The following is a 23,411-nucleotide window of genomic DNA, read 5'->3' on the forward strand; positions in this document are numbered from 1 at the left end:
CATAGCAGTATGTTTTAAATTAATAGTTAAAAATCGGGAAGCATTAAACTCCCCGATCTTTTTGGTCTAGTCAATATAGGAATAGTCGTATTGTACTTCAAGGCTATTGTCAACAGGTTAAACTCCTAGTGTTTTCCAAGCAATTTTTGTTGCTTCTTCTTTGTGGTATAAGGAGATAACATTACCAGTTAGAGTTGCGTTTCTAAGCATTTACATGAACGTCTTGGACGTTGATAGCCAATGAGGCTCTAGGGCTTTTTCAACATCTTTTTTCTTGATTTCAGTTTGAACTTTTTTTTGTAATTCTTCATTTGTTTTCATTGAAAAGACATTTGATTTCGTTTCTAAAAGCCACCTGCCTTAATAAATTTTAGAATGGTACTTTAAGCAAAGTTGAGGCTCTTTTTATGATTACAAAATGACGTAATCAGTTGTAATAAGTGATACCTAACACTTTCTAATAAAAAAAGTCAGAGAACTAATTTCTCGGTAGAATGAACTATATAAGCACCAAGTTTTTGCATTGGTTTTAAAGTAGTATTAACTGTTGAGGTTGGGTTTTTTAACCTTAGTATTGCTTTTTTATCTAATAATTAAGAGTCTAAAAATTCGATAAAAAAATATTAGCAACACATGATGGCTCGCGGTACTTATTGTGACATGCATCACTTTTTGAACCAAAAACGTACTAATTGGCGTACCTTTACTATTAACCGATACTTTTTGGTTACTCAACTGTTATGAAAAAAGCTTCGCTAATGCACGCTCTTGTACATAACGCCATTGACGGAATCATCACCATAGATGAACATGGAATTGTAGCATCTATTAATCCAACAGCTTGTAGGTTGTTTGGCTATAGAGAGGCTGAGGTATTAGGAAATAATGTTTCTATGTTGATGCCAATGCCTGAAAAAGAAAAACATGACTTTTATTTAGAACAATATAAATTAACTGGTAACGCCCATATTATAGGAATTGGAAGGGAATTAATTGGGAAAGCTAAAAGCGGAACGCTATTTCCATTTAAACTAGGAGTTAGCGAGGTAGTATATGCCAACAAGAAAATTTTTATTGGTTTTATTCACGATTTGACACAGCAAAAAATAGACGAAGCACGTTTAAAAGAGTACGCTTCGCATTTAAAAGAGTTGGTCGAAGAACGAACAAAAACACTCAATAAAACCATCAAAGCACTTGAAAAATCGCGAGAAAAAGTGCGTCAAACTTTAGAAAAAGAAAAAACGCTGAGTCACTTAAAAAACAGATTTTTATCGATGGCCTCGCACGAGTTTAGAACTCCATTGAGTACCGTGCATTTATCGGCTTCGCTGATAGAAAAATATGCCGAGGCCTACGGTAATGCCAACATTACGAAACATGTGGGTAAAATAGTCAATTCTGTAACTAATTTAACAACGGTATTAAACGATTTTTTGTACATCGAACAGCTAGAAATAGGTAAAGTTGTACCCCGAGAAACTTGCTTTGATTTGGTACTATTAGCGACTGAAATCACTGAAGAAATGCAATTGTTAGCCAAGCCAAAACAAAAAATAAAATATTCACATTCAGGTGAGGTACAAGAAATTAATTTAGATAAAAACTTACTTAAAAATTGTTTAATCAACCTTATTTCAAACGCAATAAAATATTCCAATGATACGGGGTGTATTGCATTAACAACCGAGATCGATGACCAACAATGTATTATAAAAGTGAAAGATGACGGAATAGGAATTCCCATTGACGACCAACCTCATTTGTTTGAACCTTTTTTTAGAGCTCATAATACAGGAACGATTCCCGGAACTGGCCTTGGCTTAAACATTGTAGCGCGTTACATCGCTTTAATGCGCGGCCAAGTAAGTTGTTCTAGTTCAACTGAAAAAGGATCAATATTCACACTAACATTCTCGAAATTATGCGAAAAATAGTAGTAATAGAAGACAATAACGACATACGAGAAAGTATCGTTGAAATATTAGAATTGGCTAATTATAAAGTGCTTTTAGCAAAAAATGGCATCGAAGGAGTAGCATTGGCAATTGCTGAAGTACCTGATTTGATTTTATGCGATATCATGATGCCTGATTTGGATGGGTATGGCGTTTTATATTTGCTCGCAAAAAATGCGACGACCTCTTCAATACCTTTTATTTTTATAACTGCCAAGTCTGAAAGAGCTGATTTGCGTAAAGGAATGGAAATGGGAGCCGATGATTATTTGGTAAAGCCATTCGGACGCTTAGAGTTATTAAATGCAATTGAAATTAGATTGAACAAAAAACTCAAAGAGCAACAGTTTTATTCGCAATCATTAGAACAAGATACTTCAGATATTTCTAAAAAAGTAGGTTTAGCTGAATTAAGCAAATTGATTCATAAAAGCCAAAGCAGGATTTTTAAAAAAAATCAAGTGGTACATTACGAAGGTGATAGTCCTTTGGGAATCTATTTAGTTCTTTCAGGAAAAATAAAAACGACAAAAATGACCGAAGACGGTCGCGAGCTGATAACGGCTTTTTATCGACAAGATGATTTTTTAGGTGCTAATTCGTTACTTTCAAATCACTTGTACAACGATACTGCAACGGCCTTAGAGGAGAGTCATTTGTGTTTCTTTTCGAAGCAACAGTTTGATGGATTGTTACGATTGTATCCTGATGTGTCTAAAAAGTTCCTCAACATTTTATCTAATGAAATCCTTACCAAAGATTCCTCTTTACTACAATTGGCCTATCAATCCGTAAGAAAAAGAATCGCAGAGGCTATTGTAGACTTGTTCAAACACGATACAACCATTCGCATAAGTAGAGACGACCTAGCAGCACTAACCGCAACCGCTACCGAAACAGTAAGCCGTACTTTAACCGAGTTTAAAAACGAAGGTTTGATTGAAAAAAAAGGAAGTGTTTTAAAAATTGTAAATATGGATAAAATCAGTAAAATGCGAAATTAATTGTTGATTTATAAAAAGGAAACGGCCCAAAATCAGATGATTTTGGGCCGTTTAGATAAATATGCTAGCTATCTAATTAATTAATTTTAGCGCCTTTTAACAAAAGAAAATCTAATAGAGTGCAGCGAAATAGACTCTTATTCACACAGGTAAATGCAATGCCAAAATGATAATTAATTAATTGGAAAATAATCTACCCAATCTAGCGATTTTATGGCTGTTACTTTGTTATCTGCATTCATACTAACGCGTAATTCTTTATTTGCTACTTTTTTGGTATACTGAGCCTTGTATCTGTAAATAGTAATTTGATCTGCTTTGTTAACGTAAGCTTCAACAAATTGCAAATCAATAAAGGAACCATAATATTGCCTAAAACGAGTACATGTTTTTGTCAATCGTGCTTCGGTAGTGTTTTTAATTACTGATGCAGTAGCTTCTGCAGTAGTGAAAGGTTTGAATTTTGAAGTGTTACAAGTCATCAAAACGCGCTTTCCTAAATCATACGACTTGTTTTTTTGACTGTCGTTTAGTGCTGCTGTTGCCATCTTGACATTTTTTCCCTCCTTAAGTTCTGGAACAACTGCTGTTTGCTTTGTTTTACAACCAATAAAGAGCACAATAGCGCACAATACAAGAATTTTTTTCATTTTAATAAATTTTAAGTAAAAGATTAGGATCTGGACAGTTTTCTAAAAAATACTGAAGATCTTTACTGTTGCATACTCCCGGATAATCTCCTGATGCATTCGGGATTTCTTTAATAATTTGAAAATGTAAGTGCGGAGCATAATCACCATTAACACTCGCATCGCCCAAAGTTGCAATTTGAGTACCTTGTTGAACTGCATCGCCTATGGCAATATGGTTAATACTTTCTAACGATAAATGCCCGTAGAGTGTATAAAATTTATTCTCCTCAATTTGATGTTCTAAAATTATGGTCGGCCCGTAATCTCCTAAACCTGTGTTGTAATTGAAACTATGAATGTGTCCGTCTAAAGCTGCTAAAACTGAAGTGCCCGCTTTTATCCATAAATCCAAACCAAGGTGTATGTTGCGCTCGTCGGTCGTTTCATCATTGAATTTTTCACTTCGCTTGTACAAATTGCGTTTTTCATTGTAACCACCGTAAGCTACTTTGGCATTACGCTTTTGCAAAAGGTTTTCGATGTAAATTTCAAAATCAGTTGAATTACTGTCTTTAATTTGTTCTAAATCGGTATTAGAAGGGGATAAGTCTAGTGGAGTGTAATATTGGTAATCAATTGAAGCGTCAATTACTTTGATGTTGTCTAATTCTTGAAAAAGGGATTCTAAGGTTTTCATGCGTTATTTTTTATAATGTTTAAATTTAAATAAAAAATGCCAACATAAAAATTTACGTTGGCATTATAACATTTAATTTAGATTTTATTGTTGTAGATTTTCGATGCAGATAAACATCTTACTTCGATAAAATCAATTGGAAAGGATTTCAAAAAAACAGAGTTATCAAATATTTTTCTATTTTACAGCTAATAAATCTACAAATTCTATAATAGGATCTTGCGCTAATAAAGTACCAGCATTTGCCATTAAAGCTTCAGCAATTTTTCCGGCTAAATGCGCTTTTCTTCCTTCTTCGGTTTCAAAAGTATCAAAAATTCCAAAGGTAGAAGTGCCAATTTGCCATCCGTACCAATTTATAGTTTCAGGTTCATCAAGAACTAATGGCAAGGCGCTTTTTAAGAAAGCTGCAACTTCTTCTTCTTTGCCAGGTTTGGCTTCTAAACGTGCTAGTAATGCAAATTTTCCCATGTGATTTGTTTTTCTTTAAAATTACAGCTTTAAATGATAACTCCTATTTATTTAACTGTTGTTCAAGTAGCTATCAGCTTTAAAAAATAGTTTTACTTTAAATTATATCTAAAAAAAAGTCCCAATCTGCAAGTAGCAAATTGGGACCTTGTGGTATTAGTTTATTGTTCTTAGTATAAACTTGGAAAACGTGCAGGATTACTTTCGTGCATCATATCGTAAACTTTTTCGAAAATATCCTCAGCAGATGGTTTCGAAAAATAATCACCGTCAGTTCCGTAAGCCGGACGGTGTGCTTTAGCAGTAAGTGTTTGAGGCTTACTGTCTAGGTAAGCGTATGCGTCTTGCTGTTCTATAATTTGTTGCAAAATAAAAGCTGAAGCTCCTCCAGGAACATCTTCGTCAATTACTAACAAACGATTTGTTTTTTGAATACTTTTAACAATGTCTTGATTAATATCAAAAGGTAATAAAGATTGTAAATCGATAATTTCGCAATCAATACCTACTTCGCTAAGTTCTTTGGCGGCTTGTTGTACTAAACGTAGCGTAGAACCGTAAGAAACAAGGGTAATATCGTTTCCTGTTTTTAAAGTTTCGATTACTCCAATTGGGGTTTTAAACTCACCGTAATTCGTAGGCATTTTTTCTTTCAATCGGTAGCCATTCAAACACTCAATTACCAATGCAGGTTCATCACATTCTAACAAACTGTTGTAAAAACCAGCAGCTTGTGTCATATTACGCGGAACCAAAACGTGAATTCCACGAACAGCATTGATGATCATTCCCATTGGTGAACCTGAATGCCAAATTCCTTCCAAACGGTGACCGCGTGTACGAATTATAAGTGGTGCTTTTTGTTTACCAACTGTACGGTATTGTAAGGTAGCCAAATCATCACTCATGATTTGAATAGCGTATAATAAATAATCTAAATACTGTATTTCAGCTATAGGGCGTAAACCACGCAAAGCCATTCCAATACCTTGACCAAGAATAGTCGCTTCGCGAATTCCAACATCGGCAACACGTAGTTCACCGTATTTTTCTTGCATGCCTTCCAAACCTTGGTTAACGTCACCAATGGCTCCAGCATCTTCTCCAAAAATTAAAGTTTCTGGATATTTCGTAAAAATAGCATCAAAATTATCACGCAAAATCATACGGCCATCAGTATCTTCTTTGGCATCTTCTGCGTAAACAGGCAATACTTTTTGAGCTGAAAAAACGTTATTCTCCGTTTCCGAAAATAAATTGCTACTGAAATTCTTTTGTTCTTTTTGAGTGTACTCGGTAATCCAATTAGCTAAAATGGCTTTTCCACTTTCAGCAGTAATTAAACGCAATACTTTACGAGCAGTTACTAAAATCTCTTTCTTTAAAGGAGATTTAATAGCGTTTAGCTCATTTGCATAATTAGTTATAGTTTCTTTATGGGCGCTTGTTGCAGCGATTTCATTCAATAGTGCAACTAAGGCTTTTTGATCGGCAATGATTGGTTCTAAAAAGGCATTCCATGCTGCTTTTTTAGCCTCCATTACATCTTTTTTAGCTTGTGCATCAATGGCATCAAGTTCTTCTGGCGAAGCAATATTAATGGCAATCATCCACAATCTCATCTGACGGATACAGTCGAATTCTCTTTCCCAAGCCAAACGATCGCCGTTTTTGTAACGCTCGTGTGATCCTGAACTAGAGTGTCCCTGAGGCTGTGTTAGTTCATTTACGTGAATTAATACAGGAATATGATTTTCACGAGCGATCTGTGCCGCTTTTTGATAGGTAGTAATTAACTCAGCATAATCCCATCCTTTTACTCGAAGAATTTCATAACCGTTGGTATCTTCTTCTTTCTGATATCCTTTTAAGATTTCAGAAATATTTTCTTTGGTGGTTTGATGTTTTGCATGTACCGAAATACCGTATTCATCATCCCAAACACTCATTACCATCGGTACTTGTAAAACACCGGCTGCGTTGATCGTTTCAAAAAATAATCCTTCAGAAGTACTTGCGTTGCCTATGGTTCCCCAAGCAATTTCATTTCCTTGATTAGAAAAATTAGCAGCGTTTGGAATACCTTTTACGTTTCTATAGATTTTGGAAGCTTGCGCTAAACCTAACAAACGTGGCATTTGACCCGCAGTAGGAGATATATCTGAACTTGAATTTTTTTGTTTGGTTAAGTCTTTCCAAGAACCATCAGCATTCAAACTGTGCGTAGCAAAGTGCCCGCCCATTTGTCTACCCGCTGACATCGGATCTTGTTCAATATCGGTATGGCCATACAAACCTGCAAAAAATTGTTGCATGGTCAATTCGCCAATAGCCATCATAAAAGTTTGGTCGCGATAGTAACCCGATCTAAAATCGCCGTTTTGAAATGCTTTGGCCATAGCCAATTGAGGCACTTCTTTTCCATCGCCAAAAATTCCAAATTTGGCTTTTCCTGTCAATACTTCTTTTCGTCCTAATAAACTGCATTCACGGCTAATAATAGCGGTCGTGTAGTCCTTTAAAACTTCGATTTTGAAATCTTCAAATGTCAACGTACTATTGGTTTTTTCTTTTATCATAATTGAAAAGCATCACTTTAGGCCACAAATTTACTGAAAAGCAAGTTCTTTTCATAATACTTTGATGAAAATAGAATTTAATTTTTTCAATTTATTCTAAGAAAATGAAACTTATTTTTTTTATATATGTAATTTTATTGCTTTTAAAATGATAATTACGCAATAAAAAGCACTCTTTAATTTCGATTAAAACCATTTTCGGCTAAAAAGATTGATTAATGTTTTAGGCGAAAATGTTACGATAAAACGTACTTTTTCGTTATAATTATTCGATGATATCTCCCAACCATTGCTAGAATATACCGGAAAGTAGAGTTCAAAATAGTCTGTAACCAAGTTTAATCTTACACCACTATCAAAGACGAAACGTTCTTTTTGGCTTCGATTCTTTAAAAAACCGACATCTCCGTACACTTCGATCCAATTCCAAATACTAACACTAGCATTTAAACTACTTAAAAAAGTGTTAGCAAATGGCGTATCTAATTTAGATTTAAACCCGCCTTCGGCAATGATGTATTGTTGACTAAATAAGCCACTGCTTTCAGATCGTCCTAAATAATTGTAATCAAACAAATAATCAGTTGGTCGATCGAGAGCAAAACTAAAATAATCCGAATCGGTTTTGTTGTATAAAAAGCTTCCAACATACAAACGCAAGTTCAATTGGCGGTTGTTTTCGTATAATTTTCTGAACTCAACTTCAGCGGTGGCTTTACCAAATTTTCCTGAAAATTGGGTTACCGCAGTAAAATTAATGTGATTGGTGACCTCGGTTTTGTTGTTGCTGTATCGTAAATCAAGTACTGAATAATTGTTTGGAGAATTATCGTTAACAAAAGCACTTGTTTCGCGATCTACATTAATTTGTCTTAATAAAATAAATTGTTTGCGGTTGTCTCTAAAATTAGGTTCACGAATGCGCATTTGTACCGAAGTATTAAGGCGCAAATAGCTTGCATCTGGCGCATAGTTAAAGTAGTTGGCGCTGAGACCATATTTTATATTAAACAAATTACTACTTCTAATATTTTGATTAACTACGAAGGCCGCAGCACCAGACAAATTTTGCGACTTTGTTGAGTAGGACGGATTGACATCAAACGTAAACGGCTTGTCTAAAATAGTCTTGTTATGCAAACGTAATCCGGGCGTTAAACCGTCATAAAAGTTATAATATATAGAAGGTAAAAACAAAATTTGATTAAAGTAAGGATCCTCTAAATCTTTAAAAAAGGCAAATTTCAAAGGTCTGTTATTTGGAAAAAAACCATTCAGTTTATACCAATTGTTTCGTAAATTATATTCAGGAACTTCGTTATTTAAATTGATGACTATTTTGTCTATTGCTTGGCGCGGTATCGTCATTGTGGTGTCACAGGCTTTGAAATCGAACCATTTTTGATAAACTATTTTCCCTTTTGCTAAGCCATAGATTGGCACAGGTACTTGGGTTCCTGTTTTATTTTTAACCGAAAAGGTGATACTGTCTTTGGTTGATGTAACGTTTTTAAATTTGTAATCAACAATCGATCTGGAGTTGATAATGGTATTAAAAAACCAATCTAAATTAGATGATGTTTTACTTTTTAAAATGGTTTCAAAATCAGTTCTAGTGCTATTTTTTGTTTGATGATTTTGGTAAAATTCAAGTATTGTACTGCGCAACACATTGTTTTGCAGGTACGAGTCTAAATACTTTAAACTCAAGCCAGCTTTGTATTTGTTAGCAATTTGCTCGTTAAATTTTATCAAGGAACTTTTGGTTTCTCCAAGCGCTTGATCTAAATTTTTGCGCGCCATCAGCATGTAAAAATAACTGTATTGCTCATTAAACTTTACATCGGCTAGACTAAAAGGCTTTAACAATTTTAACTTTGCTAAGCTACCAATCAGTTTACTATCCGGATAATAGTTTTCAATGTATTGCATCATTAAATATACTTGTAAACCATCATAAAGCCAAGTGTCTTTTCTTGGATCAAGATGCAGACTATTTTTTAAAAAACTGTTCAAATAGGTTTTCAAAAATTTTATTTCAAACAAAAATTCATTTGGAAACGGACTCAAAAATGAAGGCAATTGGTTCAATCCATAAAACGGATTCTTGTCGTAATCGGCTTGCGAAACCATGATGTTTTGTTGCGGATAAGTCCCCAAAAAAGAATGAGTAAATTGAACAATGCGGTCTACGCTTATGGCTTTCTGAATGTCATCAACTTTATTTTGTTTTAAGTCGGTCCAAACATTAACCAAAGTATTGTTGTAGCTATAAAAGCTAGGTTTGGGTTGAAGGCTGAGCGTGAAATCAGTTCTGTTTTTACCTGTTCCTTGATAAACAGAGTTTTGGTCTTGTACTGCTTTATTAGCATTCAAATCGGTAGTAATTATCCAATTGTTGGGTGCAGCAATAACAACTTCTAAGTCAGTAATGGCGTTGGCCGCATCATCAAGATTGTAATTGCTGTACCGTACAAAATCATGATTTTCATAGCGTGCCACATACAAAAAAGTGTTTTTTAAATAGACACCACCTGCATCATTATAACCAATTTTGGTGAACTTATCATTCGGAATTTTACTGTTGTAACGCAGTAAAAGTGTTGTTTTTTCTCCCGGCAATAATGGCTGCAATAACACAACTTCTATCAAGTCAGGATGTTTCTCTGGTCGCTGCCAAAAAAGTGGTAATTGATTTGAGTTGGTAATGCTCAGGTTTTGAGTACTGCCGCGTTCTTCTTCTTTTGCCAAATGGAATCCTCTGTAAAATTCATCCGAAAATCGTTTGGCTAAAGGTGTAGTTTTACTAGAATACGCATGATTCCAATCGTTTAAAACAATCGATTTTAAAGTGTCTTTTGTTTCATTTGTGAAACTAATTTGTTGACTAACTTCAAAACTTTTGAGTTCCGGAAGCCATGTGAGCTGTATTTTAGATTCCTGTTGTCCCATCATTTGAGCGGGAAACAAAACAGTTAGGAGGCAAAGTGTGGTAAAAAATAATTTCTTCAAAATCGGGTAGGGCTGTATTAAAAAATAAATATACTTATTATGGCATACAAATGCTTAATACAAGTCAAATTTTACCAAAAAAAAAGAAGCTGTTGTGATCAGCTTCTTTATAGTATTAAAAATTAGGAGATAAATCGTATTTTTTATAAAAGGCATCAATTACGGCTACCACTTCATCTTCGGTATCAACAATCTTAATTAAGTTTAAGTCTTGCGGACTCACTGTTTTTTCTTTTTCTACAAGCACCGTTTTTACCCATTCTAACAGCCCAGACCAAAAACTGCTTCCTACCAAAATGATCGGGAATTTTCCAATTTTTTTGGTTTGAATTAATGTGATTGCTTCAAAAAGTTCATCCAATGTTCCAAAACCTCCCGGCATAACCACAAATCCTTGCGAATATTTCACAAACATTACCTTTCGAACAAAGAAATAATCAAAGTTTAAGTTTTTGTCGTTATCTATATACGGGTTAAAATGCTGCTCAAATGGCAACTCAATATTCAATCCTACAGAGATTCCACCTCCTAAATGCGCACCTTTATTACCAGCTTCCATAATTCCAGGACCACCGCCTGTAATCACGCCGTAACCCGCTTTACTAATTTTGTAAGCAATTTTTTCTGCCAATAAGTAATTCGGATCTTCGGGTTTTGTTCTTGCCGATCCAAAAATAGACACACAAGGACCAATACGCCCCATACTTTCGTACCCATTTACAAACTCGGACATGATTTTAAAAATCGCCCAACTGTCGTTTGATCTAATCTCGTTCCAAGTTTTTTGCTTTAAACTATCTTGGATTATTTTATCCTCATCATTATCAAAATCTTCTAATCTCATATTCTGTATTTTAATTATCTTTTCTATTTTTTTTCAGGAGCTTTATCCTGCTGTCCGTTCTATCTTTTTATTTTTTGAAGAAAAAAATAAAAAGGATGCCACTTCCATCAGGGCTAAAAATCGAGCCTGCTAAAGTAATTCTTTTTTTAAAACTGAAGCTTACTGATTTACCACTTTTTTATTCACCTCCTTGAAAGGGGTCACCGCCCAATGTCATTAATTTAAGGAATAATCCCCATGATTTTGTCATTCCGACGAAGGAGGAATCTCAATAAAAGTGAGCAACAAACAGAGATTCCTCCTTCGTCGGAATGACAAATAAACTCTTAAGTTAATAACATTCCGGGCACCCATCCAAAACAGGGGAATTAAACCAACTCTTTCTTTAAAAACTGAGCGGTATAGCTTTTTTTACTTTTCGCTACTTCTTCAGGCGTTCCCTTGGCAATCAACTGACCGCCGCCTTTACCTCCTTCAGGTCCAATATCAATGATGTAATCAGCCAGTTTAATCACATCCATATTGTGTTCAATAATTAATATGGTGTTTCCTTTATCAACCAGTTTGTTAATCACTTCCATCAGCACTCTAATATCCTCAAAATGGAGGCCTGTCGTAGGCTCGTCTAATATGTAAAACGTATTTCCAGTGTCTTTTTTAGACAATTCTCCTGCAAGTTTTATACGCTGTGCTTCACCTCCAGAAAGTGTAGTGCTTTGTTGGCCAAGTGTAATATATCCTAAACCAACTTCTTGTAAGGTTTTAACTTTTCTGTAAATCTTCGGAATCATTTCAAAGAAAGGAACCGCCTCATCAATAGTCATGTTCAATACATCCGAAATGGATTTTCCTTTGTATCTAATTTCTAGTGTTTCTCTATTAAAACGTTTTCCTTGGCACGTCTCGCATTCCACATACACATCTGGCAAAAAGTTCATTTCTATTGTTCGAACACCAGATCCTTCGCAGGTTTCACAGCGACCTCCTTTTACATTAAAACTAAAACGACCCGCTTTGTATCCCCGAATCATACTTTCAGAAGTCATCGTAAACAGATTTCTGATTTCTGTAAAAACTTCAGTATAAGTTGCTGGATTGCTTCGTGGTGTTCTTCCAATTGGGCTTTGGTCAATATCAATTACTTTATCGATATGCTCTAAACCTTCAATTTTTTTGTATGGTTGTGGTTTTTTAACACCATTAAAATAATACGCATTCAAAATAGGGTAGAGCGTCTCGTTGATCAAAGTCGATTTTCCACTTCCTGAAACTCCCGTCACGCAGATCATTTTACCCAAAGGCAACTCAATTGAAACGTTTTTTAGATTATTTCCAGTTGCTCCAGTTAATTTTAGGAATTTTCCGTTTCCTTCTCTTCGATTTTTAGGAACTTCAATTTTCATTTCACCATTCATGTACATCGCTGTAATAGTATGGTGTTTCAAGATTTCGGCAGGCGTTCCTTTACTAATGATTTCACCACCGTATTTTCCGGCTTTGGGTCCAATATCAATCACATAATCAGCGCGTTCTATCATGTCTTTATCATGTTCAACCACAACCACTGAATTCCCTATATCACGCAACTGCTCTAGCGATTGAATCAGTTTTTCATTGTCACGCTGGTGCAAACCAATACTTGGCTCATCCAAAATATACAATACACCAACCAACTGTGAACCAATTTGAGTTGCCAAACGAATACGTTGTGCCTCACCTCCTGAAAGTGATTTCGAGCTTCGGCTTAAAGCCAAATAATCCAAACCTACATTCATCAAGAAATGCAATCGATCCTTAATCTCTTTGATTACTTCAGTGGCAATACGCTGCTGTTTATCAGATAAATGGTTATCTAAATCTTTGAACCAAGCAGTCAAATCCGAAATGTCCATGTCGCACAATTCGGTTATATTTTTAGTGTTGATTTTAAAGAATTGGGCTTCTTTTTTTAATCTAGAACCTTCACAAACCGGACATTTTATCTCGTCCATGAATTCTTTTGCCCATCGCTTGATTGTCGCCGATCCACTTTCATCATATTGATTTTTTATGAAATGCGAAATTCCTTCAAAATCAATTTTATATTCTTTAGTAACTCCAGCTGTTTTCGATTCGATGCTAAATTTTTCTTTGCCACCATTCAAAATCATTTCCATCGCTTCTGCAGGAATGGTTTCAATTGCATCAGTTAATTTAAAACCGAATTTTTCACCAATGGTTTCCAATTGCTTAAAAATCCAAGAGCTTTTGTATTCGCCCAAAGGGGCAAAACCACCTGCTTTGATAGATAATTTAGGGTTTGGAACAATTTTTTTACTGTTGACTTCATTTACAGTTCCGAGTCCGTTGCAATGATCGCAAGCTCCTTTTGGAGAATTGAAAGAAAATAAATTAGGCTCCGGATTTTGATAGGAAATCCCCGTGCTAGGACACATCAAATTTCTACTAAAATAACGCACCTCATTCGAATCTTGGTCGAGTACCATCAATACATTTTCACCTTGATTCATGGCGGTATTGATGCTTTCCATCAAACGTTTGGCATTATCTGGCGTATCTTCAATTACCATTCGGTCCACAACAATTTCGATGTCGTGTGTTTTGTAACGGTCGAGTTTCATCCCAAGAGTAATATCAAGTACGTCGCCATTGACACGAACTTTCAAGAAACCTTGCTTGGCAATTTGTTGAAAAAGTTCTGCGTAATGTCCTTTTCTAGCTCTAATTACGGGTGCCAAAATATTGATTCTTTTTCCTGCAAAATCCTGAATGATCAAATCCTTAATTTGTTCATCAGAGTAAGAAACCATTTTCTCGCCACTGTTGTAACTGTAGGCATCGGCACCACGAGCATAGAGCAAACGTAAGAAATCATAAATTTCAGTTATTGTTCCTACCGTAGACCGAGGACTTTTACTAGTTGTTTTTTGTTCAATTGCAATCACAGGCGAAAGCCCGTCGATTTTATCGACATCAGGACGTTCTAATCCACCTAAAAATTGACGCGCATAAGCCGAAAACGTTTCTACATAACGGCGTTGCCCTTCGGCATAAATGGTATCAAAAGCTAAGGAGGATTTTCCAGATCCAGAAAGGCCGGTAATAACAACCAGTTTTTCTCTTGGAATGGAAACATCTATATTTTTTAAGTTGTGAACGCGAGCGCCTTGAACTTCAATGGTATTGTCTTTGTCTAGCATAATTTTTTGCAAAAAAGCAAAGTTACCATTTTGATTTGTTCTTTTGATGCAACAGTTTAGAAGTTTCTGTTAAAATGAGGTATAAAAAAAACGCTAATTGTAGTTAGCGTTTTTGATACAATTTGTTTTAAATGTCCTTATTCTGCTATAAACTCTGCATATGTTTTCAAAACAAACGGGATGTTTTGTTCTTTTGCTTGTTTTAAATAAGTAGCTTCATTTTTGGCTTTAATGGTCTTGAACTCCTTCATTTCGCTATCAAAGCGCTGCATAATCGATTCCTTATTTTCTAACTGTGAAGGAGAAGGAGCTGTAAAGTTGCTAGCAATAGAAGCGTATAATTCTCCAAGTTTTTCTCTTAACTGAGGCTCTGCCGAAGCTACGTAGGCGTCACCCGTAGTAACTACCATTTTTGCTTTTACATTCTCAAAATCAGTTTTGATTTTTGTACCATTTTTAGCAAAACCTTTATTTTTAGCAATTAATTGATCTAATAATTTTACAGTTTCGTCAATTTCATACACTGCATAAGCTAGTTCTTCGTTTTTATTGAACAACTCTCGAGTAGTCTCTTTTTGTTTCCCTCTATCAGCAGCAGATATACTACTTTTTGGATCATTTAGAACTTTAAAAGTATGTGTGTAAGTCTCTTTTCCTTTCGTCATTACTACTTTATAATTACCCTCTTGCACACGTGGCGAAGTAAAACCAGCAAATGATACTGTTTTTCCAGACGCAATTTTTGGGTTTTTCATGTTGTAGTCCCAAGTTACTACGTTGATTCCTTTTTGTTTGCCTGCAGGTAGCGACACCAATTTATTGCCTTGTTCGTCTTGTATTTCAAGATCCATCTTACCCAAAGTATGTCTTTTTTTTAGGTAATAGATAATTTGAGCACTTGATGATGGATTATTTCCCACAAACTCTAATTCTGTTGCAGTAGTTCCAAAACTTGACTGCTCTTCAATCACAGCTGGCTTCATAGTAAAGAAATGAACATCTTTAGCAAGAACGTCTTGACTGATTTGACGCAAGGGTGTAATATCATCAAGAATAATAACCCCACGACCATGGGTTGCCATAACCAACGAATTGGTTTTAGTACTTAATTCCATGTAGTGCACAGCAACGGAAGGCATTTTATTGGTAAAATGAGACCAGTTTGCGCCACCATCTATAGTAATGTATAAACCTTTCTCGGTACCCAAGAATAATAAGTTTTCATTCGTAAAATCTTCTTGAATATTGCGCACAAAACCATCAACATCAGGAGTAATAATTGATTTCCATGTTTTTCCAAAATCGGTCGTTTTGTAGGTATATGGAGTATAATCATTTTTTGCATGTCCTTCAAAAACGGCATAGGCTGTTCCTTCTCCAAAAGTACTCGCTTCAATGTGGTAACACCAAGTGTTTTTTGGAAGTCCAGCAATGTTAGCAACCACATTTGTCCACGTTTTTCCGCCATCTTTGGTAATTTGTACATTACCGTCGTCAGTTCCGGCCCAAATCACTTTTTCGTTTAATGGAGACTCGGCAATTGTAAAAATAGTACAGTGTTTCTCTGCACCAGAATTGTCAACAGACAATCCACCCGATTTTTCTGTGTTGTATTTGGAAGCATCATTCGTAGTTAAATCGGGTGAAATTTTGGTCCATGTACGACCCATATCCTCTGATTTGTGTACGAACTGACTTCCCATGTAGAAACGATCGGCTTGTTTTTTACTTATTTCCATGGGAGCATTCCAGTTGAAACGCAATTTTGGATCGCCTTTAACTGCTAATGGCTGAATGGTGATCAACTCTTGCGTATCTGTATTATAGCGCCAAACATTTTCGGCACCTTGCATTTCGCTATAAATGATATTTTTGGTTGGATGTTTGATTACTCTAAAACCATCACCCTGACCAATTCTTGTCCAGTCTCTAGATTCAATCCCGCCCGGACTTTTTGATGGGCCGTACCATGAACCGTTATCTTGCAAACCTCCATAAACATTAAAGGGTTCTTTATCGTCGATACTCACGTGATAAAACTGAGAAACAGGAATGTTACTGACCATTTCCATCGTATTGGCACCGTCCCAACTTCTGTAAACACCACCATCTGTACCACAATACATTCTGTTACTATCATTAATATCAAAAACGATATCATGAATGTCTGAGTGCATTTTTCCAAGGTTTTTGAAGGTTTTTCCACCATCTCTACTAATTGATCCGCTCAGACCACCTTTTACAACAATTTCAGGATTTTTTGGATCAACCGTAATTCTAGAAAAATAGAAAGGTCTTACCACTAAACCAAAATCATTATTTAGATGTTTCCAATTGGCACCAGCATCATCAGAGCGGTACAAACCATTCAATTCTGGTTTTTCTGTTTCAAGTACCGAATACAAAATGTTTGAGTTCGAAGGAGCTACTGCAATGGCTATTCTTCCCAATTGACCTGCAGGAAAACCAGTGTGAATTTTGTTCCAAGTTTTTCCACTATCTACAGATTTGTACAAAGCCGATTTGGTTCCACCCGAACTAAATGACCAACCTGTTCTTCTGAATTCCCAAAATGAGGCATACATTATGGCGCTGTTTTTAGGGTCGATAATCAAATCTGAACAACCTGTTTTGTTATCCACAAAAAGAACTTTGTTCCAAGTTGTTCCGCCATCTGTTGTTTTATAAATTCCTCTTTCGTCGCTATCACCCCATAAGGCACCTAGAACACCAACCCAAACAATGTCACTATTTTTAGGATCAACAACAATTGAACTGATTCGGTCTGATTTCGGCAATCCCATGTTTTTCCAGTTTTGACCTCCATCTGTCGACTTATAAATTCCATCACCAATTGAAACACTATTTCTAGTCCACGTTTCTCCGTTACCAACCCAAATGTTTTGGTCTGGTTTCGAAGGATCAATAGCTACACAGCCAATAGATTGAATATGTTCATCAAATATTGGATTAAATGAAGCTCCACCATCATTACTTTTCCAGACACCGCCGCCAGCTGTACCAGTGTAAATGATTTTATTATTGGTAGGATGCACTTCAAGATCCGTAATTCTACCACTCATTAAAGCAGGACCTAAGTGTCTGGCTTGAATGTCACCAAAAAGCTCTTTGCCTTTCAGGACGATTTTATCTTGTGCTAAAGCATTTGTTGCAGATAGTATGCCTATACAAGCAACCCACATTATTCTTTTTTTCATAAAAATGTTTGTTAAAAAAAGTCCTTATTTCGCAATAAGGACTTTGAGTTGTTGATACAGATATTATTGAGCTGGAAAAGCGTAAATTTTAGAATCTAAAGTAGGGTTTAAAGTAATTTTTTTAACTTTCATTTCTTGGCCACCTTGATTCATTGCAAATGGGAAAAAGATTCCGTCTACTTCTTGGTAATCGCTCATAGTTGAAGTTGATTTTTGTCCTTTTGCAGGTCCTTGCTTTATCTCAGTTTCAGCTGCAATTGGCAAATTGTTTTCGGTTTCGAAAAAGTAATAAGAAACATCATCAGATTTTACACCATTAACCATGATTGGTTTTTTGGTAAATTTTATTTTGTAGCATTCTGTTCCTTCTTTTGTTTCTTTACCCATAAATTCTGCACTATATCCTTTGGATTTGTAGTCTAAAAATGGTTCTGGAAAATCTTCACTACTCAATTTAGCATTTGCCGTAGTTTCTGCATCCATTTTTTCAGCTTTCATAGTCATAAAGTTAGTGCTCCACATGGTTTCCCCGTCTGACGCCATTTGTGTAATTTCTTTTCCTTGGAAATTAAGTTTTACTGCCATTTTGCCACCTTTTTCTTGAAAAATTTCTACCGGAATTTCCATTCCTTGTGCGTTAGTCACCATTTCCATCTTTACACTTTTCAGAGCTTTTAATTTTTCTGCTCCACCAATGGTTGTAATGTATTTTGAAATAATTTCATCTGCTGTTTGTGCAAATAATGAAGCACTGCTTGTACAAAGAAAAAGTGCTAGTACGCTGATTTTTAATGTTTTCATAATGTCTTACTTTAGTTATTTTTAGTTAGATGATTTGTGATATGTAAGTATACCTTATGTTAATTTTGTTACAAAAATCTTTTTTTATGTGAATAATTGGTTTTGAATTGTATAAATAGGCATCACGGGTATTGAGTTAATATAGGAAAGCCTCAGGAACGGTTATTATTTCAATGATGATATTCCGAGCTTTCATGGTCGTTTCATTTTTGATGAAATTTTACTTGGTGCCCATTGAAATTCAATACTACTGTCTTAGTTTGGAATAATATTGTGGAAAAATAATACTATCATTTTGATTGGTTCTTTTGAAGCAACAGTTTCGAGGTTGGTGTTAAAATGGGGTATAAAAAAAACGCTAATTTGAGGTAGCGTTTTTTGGTTTTATTGTCTTTACATCTTACTCCATTCCTAGTCCTAATGTTTGTAAAATGCCAACAATCCATATAATTGGTTTCCATAGTACAATAAAGCCAATAATTGATAAAATGGAAAAAACAGACCAAAACCCAAAACCATAGGCTAAAGTAAATTCAGGAAAGTATTCCACTAAAAACATGTAAATACCAAAAGGAATTGCTGCCAAAACGACAACGATCCAAACTAAACATTTGATAAAGAAAACGATTATATCTAATAAAAATTGAAAGAGCATAATTAAGTATTTTATTTTTTTTAAATAGACTTTACTTATAAAGAAGTATTCTTTTTCCAAACTTCATATTTATCCAAGTCGGATTTAACTTGATTGAAAACTAATCCTAAAACAAAAATATCATCAATGTAACCGATTACAGGAATAAAATCCGGTATGAGATCTATGGGTGATAGGAAATAAATAAGTGCTGCAATAATTGCAATTATGGAACCTTTTGGAACCTCTCTGTAGTTACCATTTATATAGTCCCTTGAAATGGAAAAAAAAAGTTGTAAATAATTCCAAACTTCTTCCAATTTGCCTTTGTTTTCAGATGCTTTTTTATAGGCTTCATCGAGTTTTTTGTTGGTTTTTTCTCTATCCTGAATTAGCTTTTCTGCCTCTTCTTTTGAGTTTTTGAAATTATTTTCAATTCCTTTTAAATTACTTTCTACACTAGACATATTTTACTGTTGATTTATGGTTATCAGTCAAAACTAAAAAACTTAAAATAACAAAAAACCCCGAAATTATAAATCGGGGTTTCTAGGCTATAAAATGGGTAATCTGTGTTATAATTTTTTTTCCAGCTAAATAATTAACCGGATAATTACTGTAGTTCCTGAGGTTGAAAAAATGATTTGAATAGGATTAACATTGTTAGGTTGCATAATTTGAAGGCGCTTTTTGGCAATGCTTAATCCTTTTGAATTGTGCGTATTTATGTTTTTCGAGTTGCCTTTACCGTTATCTGAAATTTGGATTTGAAGCAGCTGATCAACCGTAATTGTAAAATCAATTGTGAAAGAAGGGTGGGGAGATTCTTCATCAAAAGCATGTTTGAAAATATTTTCAACAAAAGGCTGTAATAACATTGTAGGTATTTCTATTTGGTACTTATCGATGCTTTCATCTACTTCAATTTTAAATTGAATACGATTGTTAAATAGTTTGTTTTCAATAGCAATGTAGGTCTCTAAATATTTAATTTCATCAGCAATTGTTATGGTTTGGAAGGTAGAATTGTCTAATGTTTGGCGCATCAAACTAGCAACTTCGCTAATATAAATTGTAGAATTTAGTTTGTCATTATTAAAAACAAAACCTTGAATGGTTTGTAAAGCATTAAATGTAAAATGCGGATTCATCTGACTTAATAAGGCTTCTAGCTTTGCCTTAGCAAGTTGATTTTCGGTTGTTGCTTTTTGTTGGGCTCGTTTCTTTATTCTGAAAATTAATAGCGCTGCTCCTAAAATGATAAGAATTCCGATTACACTATAAAACATTCCTGTTTTCCAAAATGGAGGTTGAATGATAATTTTTAAAATAGTAAAACGCGTTGTTTTTCCGGCATGTAAATCTAAAACTTCAATTTCTAGATTGTAGGTGTCATTTGGTAAGTAAGACAAATAAACGAATGGCTTTTCTGTATAAGGACTCCATCGATTTGTTTTTTTTAAGCGGTATCTAAACTTTAATTTGTTTGGGAACGAATGTCCTTTTGGTACAAAGTCTAATGCGATTGTATTGTGTTCATAATCTGTAATTAATTGATTGGATTGATACGAAAACCAACGGTAGTTTTGTGGATCAATAGGAACCGAATTAATGGCAATTGAACTGATTTTGATATCCGTAACAGAATTTTTAGTTGCTGTAATTTTCTTTAAATCGATGTTGTAAAAACCTTTCTTAGTGCCAAGCCACAATTGATTTTCAAAAATATACGAACTAGTTATGGCGGCATCTTTCAGCCCTTGTTCCTTATCGAATAACTGCATAACTCCTTTATGATAGCAGTTTATTCCTTTTTCGGTACCTATAAAAATATAGTCTTGGAAACTTTCTAGAAACGTGATTGTAGTACCGATCAACTGATTTTTTGGAATTGTTTTTAGTATTTTAAAAGATTTGGTGTTATCAATTACATAAATAGCACCAAATTCAGATGCAATAATTAAGTTTCCTTGCTTGTTTTGAGTAATAAATTTGAGTTTGCTTTCGTTCCAAATTCCTTCTTTTAGCAGCGATTTAAAAGTTTTATTTTCATAAACAAACAATCCTTGAAACACTGAGATGAAATAGGTTTTGTCATTTGAATTTAAAATTCCAACTACGTCCAAAGGGGTATTTGTGTTAAATTCTGAGAAATGTTTGGCTTTTAAACCAGTAAGATCATCATATACACGAACTCCTGCATAGGGAATCGTTTCTATAAATTGCTGATCATAGGTAAACCCAATTTTATAACTGTGAATGGGTACGTAATTGATTAATTCACCATTAAAACTCATCTCAAATATACCGATGTTGCTGCTGATCCACAACGATTTTTGATGTTTTATAATTTCGTAAAATTCGATTTGGTTTGCGGGTATTTTATAATTTAATTCATAATAACCGTCAGCATGTGAAGGCAGTTTTTGTTTTGAATTTTGGATATAAGCTAGTTCGGCATTTTTAAAATCAGTTAATGAAACTGAAGTAGCGATGGTGTTGTCTTTTTCTAAAAAGGAGACTCCATCCTGATGCAGTATCACTTTTTTTGTTACGATCGTAGTAAAATCCACTATCGTTTTATTTTCAAATGGGTTGCAGCTGATGGTTTTATCGAGCTGAATTTCGTATATTCCTTTGTCCTTTGACCCTACGTATAGAATGTTTTTTTTACGAGCGTGCACCACATTCAATAAATTTTTAGAATCAATTCCATACAATTCCGAAATATTCTTCATTTGGTTATTCGCAATTGCATACAAACCACCGCTGTTGTCAAACACACCCCAAGCAGCTGCGTAAAGATTACGATCACTATCTGCAGTAAAATCCCAAAAGGTAGATTGTCCAAGAGATTTTGAAATTGGCTGATTTTGTATTAACTTATCCAATGGAAAGGATTGTAGGAATCCTTTGTTGGCGCTGAATAAAGTTCCTTCAAATAAACCCAAACTGTATGTATATTTAAATTGATGTATAGGTACAATTTCTGCTTTGTTTTTATTAGTTACAATTTTAAAAATCCCTTCATTTGAGGTTGAAAAATAGACCTCATTCTTGTAAATCACAAAATCAGTAACTATGAACACTCCAAAATGTGGTACAATTCCTTTCGGGACTACAATGGCATTGGTTTTAGTGTCGATAATTGCAATTCCTAGTTCTGTACCTACATAAATTTTGTCGTTATAAGCCAATACTTTTCGAGCTCGTAACGATGGCAAGCCTTTTTGCTTATCAAAAACAGTAAATTGTAAACCGTCATATTTGTACACACCACCTCCATAAGTAGCAAACCATAAGTTGCCGTTGCGATCTTGAGTTATGTCCCAACAACTGTTATTTTTTATTGTTTTTGGTAAAATTAGATTTGAAAAGGTTCCATTTTCCAACTTCGAAATCCCATTTTCAGTACCAATCCACAAGTCCTCATTATTATCTAAAAACAATGCCCGTACTGCATTATTAGGTAATCCATTTGAAGTATTATAATTGATGGAAGGCTTGTATTGTGCTACACTATAAATTGAAAAAAAATAGGTAATGATAATGAATGATCTAGTTGGTAAGTGCATCTATGAGTTTAGTCTTGTTATAATTAGATTCCGAAACTTTAATTAGGGAAGCATTTGTCATTTTTAAAGTATAATTTTTGCTGTTGAAGGAAACGATTTTTCGCTTGTTAACAATAGCGCTGCTACTAACTTTGATAAAACTACTTTCGGGCAACAATAACAGGACATCTTTTAAATATTTATGAATTACAATGGTGTCGTTTGTTGTTATAATTGTACATTTTCCAGTTCCATTTTGTGACTGGCAACTTATGATTTCAGTTATATCAACTACCGTAAAACCGTCATTCGATGGGAATAAAATAGTAGTTTGATTTTCCTTCAAATTATTCTTTAGGATTTCGTTTCTGTTTACAGTGTTAGCCAATGTGTTTCTATTTTCGAATTGTTGAACAATGGCCTTTATGTTTAATGGGTTTATGGGTTTCATTAAATAATTCATGGCACTTACTTCAATAGCTTTTGTATATTGATTGGCATGTCCCGTAACAAATACCACTTCAAAAGGCAGTAAATCAAAACTATTGATTAATTCAAAACCATTTTTTTCGGGCATATCAATATCTAAAAACACTAAATCAGGCTTGTGGGTTTTGATAGCTATTAATGCGGCATTAACAGAAGAGCATAGGGCTACAATTTGAATAACTCCATTACTATACAATTCGCAGAAACTTTTAATAAGCTCTCTCGAATTTTTTTGATCATCAACAATAATAGCGTTCAGTACCATAAAACAGAAAAGTTGTAGAAATTAGTTTAAATTAAAATGAACCTGAAATTGTA

The 23,411-nt window shown here is 34.6% G+C and carries 14 protein-coding genes and 1 pseudogene; 2 read left to right on the forward strand and 13 right to left on the reverse strand.

The features are described 5' to 3' along the window. The first annotated feature begins 740 nt into the window (after nt 1-740). Nucleotides 741-1,937: a PAS domain-containing sensor histidine kinase gene (locus tag ACXX8U_RS05710; RefSeq protein ID WP_458565004.1), complete on the forward strand. Its 1,197-nt coding sequence runs from the start codon at nt 741-743 to the stop codon at nt 1,935-1,937. Beyond that, a complete protein-coding gene (locus tag ACXX8U_RS05715) occupies nt 1,925-2,962 on the forward strand; it encodes a response regulator (RefSeq protein ID WP_458565005.1) in 1,038 nt (345 codons plus the stop codon). Before ACXX8U_RS05710 ends, ACXX8U_RS05715 begins: the two co-directional genes overlap by 13 nt. A 173-nt stretch (nt 2,963-3,135) precedes the next feature. On the opposite strand, the gene ACXX8U_RS05720 is transcribed toward ACXX8U_RS05715, so the two are convergent. The 13 genes and pseudogenes from ACXX8U_RS05720 to ACXX8U_RS05780 all read right to left on the reverse strand — a co-directional run bounded on the left by ACXX8U_RS05720 (nt 3,136) and on the right by ACXX8U_RS05780 (nt 23,358). Further along, entirely contained in the window at nt 3,136-3,612 is a 477-nt protein-coding gene (locus tag ACXX8U_RS05720; RefSeq protein WP_458565006.1) for a hypothetical protein, read from the reverse strand. 1 nt (nt 3,613) lies between these two features. Further along, nucleotides 3,614-4,291 carry a peptidoglycan DD-metalloendopeptidase family protein gene (locus tag ACXX8U_RS05725; protein ID WP_458565007.1) on the reverse strand — a complete coding sequence of 226 codons (678 nt, stop codon included), beginning with the start codon at nt 4,289-4,291 and terminating at the stop codon, nt 3,614-3,616. Between the two features lie 177 nt (nt 4,292-4,468). After that, the gene (locus tag ACXX8U_RS05730) at nt 4,469-4,762 is read right to left on the reverse strand and encodes a putative quinol monooxygenase (RefSeq protein WP_458565008.1); all 294 of its coding nucleotides are present in this window, start codon (nt 4,760-4,762) and stop codon (nt 4,469-4,471) included. A gap of 170 nt (nt 4,763-4,932) precedes the next feature. Continuing rightward, nucleotides 4,933-7,341: an alpha-ketoacid dehydrogenase subunit alpha/beta gene (locus ACXX8U_RS05735; RefSeq protein WP_458565009.1), complete on the reverse strand. Its 2,409-nt coding sequence runs from the start codon at nt 7,339-7,341 to the stop codon at nt 4,933-4,935. A 186-nt stretch (nt 7,342-7,527) separates the two neighbouring features. Then, the gene (locus ACXX8U_RS05740; protein ID WP_458565010.1) at nt 7,528-10,293 is read right to left on the reverse strand and encodes a gluzincin family metallopeptidase; all 2,766 of its coding nucleotides are present in this window, start codon (nt 10,291-10,293) and stop codon (nt 7,528-7,530) included. Between the two features lie 175 nt (nt 10,294-10,468). After that, on the reverse strand, nt 10,469-11,197 hold the full coding sequence (locus ACXX8U_RS05745) for an LOG family protein (protein WP_458565011.1): 729 nt from the start codon (nt 11,195-11,197) through the stop codon (nt 10,469-10,471). A gap of 368 nt (nt 11,198-11,565) precedes the next feature. Next, the gene (gene uvrA / locus ACXX8U_RS05750; protein WP_458565012.1) at nt 11,566-14,397 is read right to left on the reverse strand and encodes an excinuclease ABC subunit UvrA; all 2,832 of its coding nucleotides are present in this window, start codon (nt 14,395-14,397) and stop codon (nt 11,566-11,568) included. 137 nt (nt 14,398-14,534) lie between these two features. After that, nucleotides 14,535-17,615 (reverse strand): WD40/YVTN/BNR-like repeat-containing protein, encoded by a 3,081-nt coding sequence (locus ACXX8U_RS05755; protein ID WP_458565013.1) that lies wholly within the window; start codon nt 17,613-17,615, stop codon nt 14,535-14,537. A gap of 63 nt (nt 17,616-17,678) precedes the next feature. Further along, entirely contained in the window at nt 17,679-18,416 is a 738-nt protein-coding gene (locus ACXX8U_RS05760; RefSeq protein ID WP_458565014.1) for an outer membrane lipoprotein-sorting protein, read from the reverse strand. Nucleotides 18,417-18,816: 400 nt separating this feature from the next. Beyond that, entirely contained in the window at nt 18,817-19,071 is a 255-nt protein-coding gene (locus ACXX8U_RS05765; protein ID WP_458565015.1) for a hypothetical protein, read from the reverse strand. A gap of 101 nt (nt 19,072-19,172) precedes the next feature. Beyond that, nucleotides 19,173-19,271: pseudogene (locus ACXX8U_RS05770) on the reverse strand (YkvA family protein); the annotation flags it as partial. A 372-nt stretch (nt 19,272-19,643) separates the two neighbouring features. After that, nucleotides 19,644-22,625 carry a sensor histidine kinase gene (locus ACXX8U_RS05775; RefSeq protein ID WP_458565016.1) on the reverse strand — a complete coding sequence of 994 codons (2,982 nt, stop codon included), beginning with the start codon at nt 22,623-22,625 and terminating at the stop codon, nt 19,644-19,646. Beyond that, a complete protein-coding gene (locus tag ACXX8U_RS05780) occupies nt 22,609-23,358 on the reverse strand; it encodes a LytR/AlgR family response regulator transcription factor (protein WP_458565017.1) in 750 nt (249 codons plus the stop codon). The genes ACXX8U_RS05775 and ACXX8U_RS05780 overlap by 17 nt, the downstream gene beginning before the upstream one ends. Nucleotides 23,359-23,411 lie beyond the last annotated feature (53 nt).

The sequence above is a fragment of the Flavobacterium sp. GNP001 genome (genome assembly GCF_054343775.1).